The 2,234-nt window shown below is 60.8% G+C and carries 1 protein-coding gene; it reads left to right on the top strand.

Annotated features, from left to right (window positions below; translation table 11 throughout):
* Positions 1-30: 30 nt before the first annotated feature.
* Positions 31-2,234 (top strand): pyruvate carboxylase (locus ACR0LX_RS22920; RefSeq protein WP_480785628.1); only part of this gene is annotated, 2,204 nt, incomplete at its 3' end.

Raw genomic sequence — 2,234 nt, 5'->3', positions numbered from 1 at the left:
AAGGCCAAACCACCAAGACCGGGACCCGCAATGACCGACTTCAACAAGATCCTGATCGCCAATCGCGGCGAGATTGCCATACGCGTGATGCGCGCAGCCAACGAGATGGGCAAACAGACCGTTGCTGTATTTGCCGAAGAAGACAAGCTGGGCTTGCATCGCTTCAAGGCGGATGAGGCGTATCGCATTGGCGAGGGAATGGGGCCGGTTGCCGCCTACCTGTCGATCGACGAGATCATCCGCGTGGCCAAGGAATGTGGTGCCGACGCGATCCACCCCGGTTACGGATTGCTGTCCGAGAACCCCGATTTCGTCGATGCCTGCGTTCAGAACGGTATTACCTTCATCGGCCCCAAGGCGGAAACCATGCGTGCCCTTGGCGACAAGGCCAGCGCGCGGAAAGTGGCGATCGCGGCGGATGTGCCGGTGATCCCGGCGACGGAAGTGCTGGGCGACGACATGGTCGCCATCAAGGCCGAGGCGGCCGAGATCGGCTATCCGCTGATGCTCAAGGCCAGCTGGGGCGGTGGCGGGCGTGGCATGCGGCCGATCCTGTCCGAAGATGAGCTGGAAGAAAAAGTGCTGGAGGGCCGTCGCGAAGCCGAGGCCGCCTTTGGCAATGGCGAGGGCTATCTGGAGAAGATGATCACCCGCGCCCGCCATGTCGAGGTGCAGATCCTGGGCGACAAGCATGGCGAGATTTATCACCTGTACGAGCGCGACTGCTCGGTCCAGCGTCGCAATCAGAAGGTCGTGGAACGCGCGCCCGCACCGTATCTGACCGAAGAGCAACGTGCCGAGATTTGTGAACTGGGCCGCCGCATCTGCGCCCATGTGAATTATGAATGCGCGGGGACCGTCGAATTCCTGATGGATATGAACACCGGCAAGTTCTACTTCATCGAGGTCAACCCGCGCGTTCAGGTGGAACACACCGTCACCGAAGAGGTCACGGGCATCGACATCGTTCAGGCTCAGATCCTGATCGCCGAGGGCAAGACGCTGGCCGAGGCCACTGGCAAAGCCAACCAGGATGAGATTCGTCTAAACGGCCACGCGCTGCAGACCCGCGTGACGACCGAAGATCCGCTGAACAACTTCATCCCCGACTATGGCCGCATCACCGCCTATCGTTCGGCCACCGGCATGGGCATCCGTCTAGACGGCGGCACCGCTTACGCGGGCGGGGTAATCACGCGGTATTATGACTCGCTGCTGACCAAGGTCACCGCCTGGGCTCCGACTCCCGAAAAGGCGATTGCGCGCATGGATCGCGCGCTGCGCGAATTCCGCGTTCGCGGTGTCTCGACCAATATCGCCTTTGTCGAAAACCTGCTGAAGCACCCGACCTTTCTGTCGAATGAATACACCACCAAGTTCATCGACGAGACGGCGGACCTGTTCCAGTTCAAAAAGCGCCGTGACCGAGGCACCAAGGTTCTGACCTATATCGCGGATATCACGGTCAACGGTCACCCTGAGACCAAGGATCGCCCCGAGCCGCGCGCCGATTTGAAAGAGGCCAAGCCCCCTGCGCTGAAGGCTGAACCCCAGATGGGCACTCGCAACCTGCTGGAGCAGAAGGGCCCGCAGGCGGTTGCTGACTGGATGAAAGCGCAACGTCAGCTGCTGATCACCGACACCACCATGCGCGACGGGCACCAATCGTTGCTGGCAACGCGGATGCGGTCAATCGACATGATCAAGGTCGCGCCCAGCTATGCGGCGAATCTGCCACAACTGTTCTCAGTCGAATGCTGGGGCGGTGCGACCTTTGATGTGGCCTATCGGTTCCTGCAGGAATGCCCGTGGCAGCGCCTGCGCGATCTGCGCGAAGCGATGCCGAACCTGATGACCCAAATGCTGCTGCGCGGCGCGAACGGGGTTGGCTACACCAACTATCCCGACAACGTTGTGCGGGAGTTCGTGCGCCAGGCGTCGCAGAATATCGACGTGTTCCGCGTCTTCGACTCGCTGAACTGGGTGGAAAATATGCGGGTCGCGATGGATGCCGTCGTCGAGAACGGCAAAATCTGCGAAGGCACCGTCTGTTACACCGGCGATATCCTCGACCCGGATCGCGCCAAGTACGACCTGAAATACTATGTCGGCATGGCCAAGGAACTGCGCGATGCAGGCGCGCATGTGCTGGGTCTCAAGGACATGGCCGGTTTGCTGAAACCCGCCTCGGCCAAGATCCTGATCCGTGCTCTGAAAGAAGAGGTCGGGTTGCC

Source organism: Ruegeria sp. CH11 (assembly GCF_056537105.1).
Note: the sequence above shows the minus strand (reverse complement) of the source record. Positions and strands in the feature narration are given on the sequence as shown.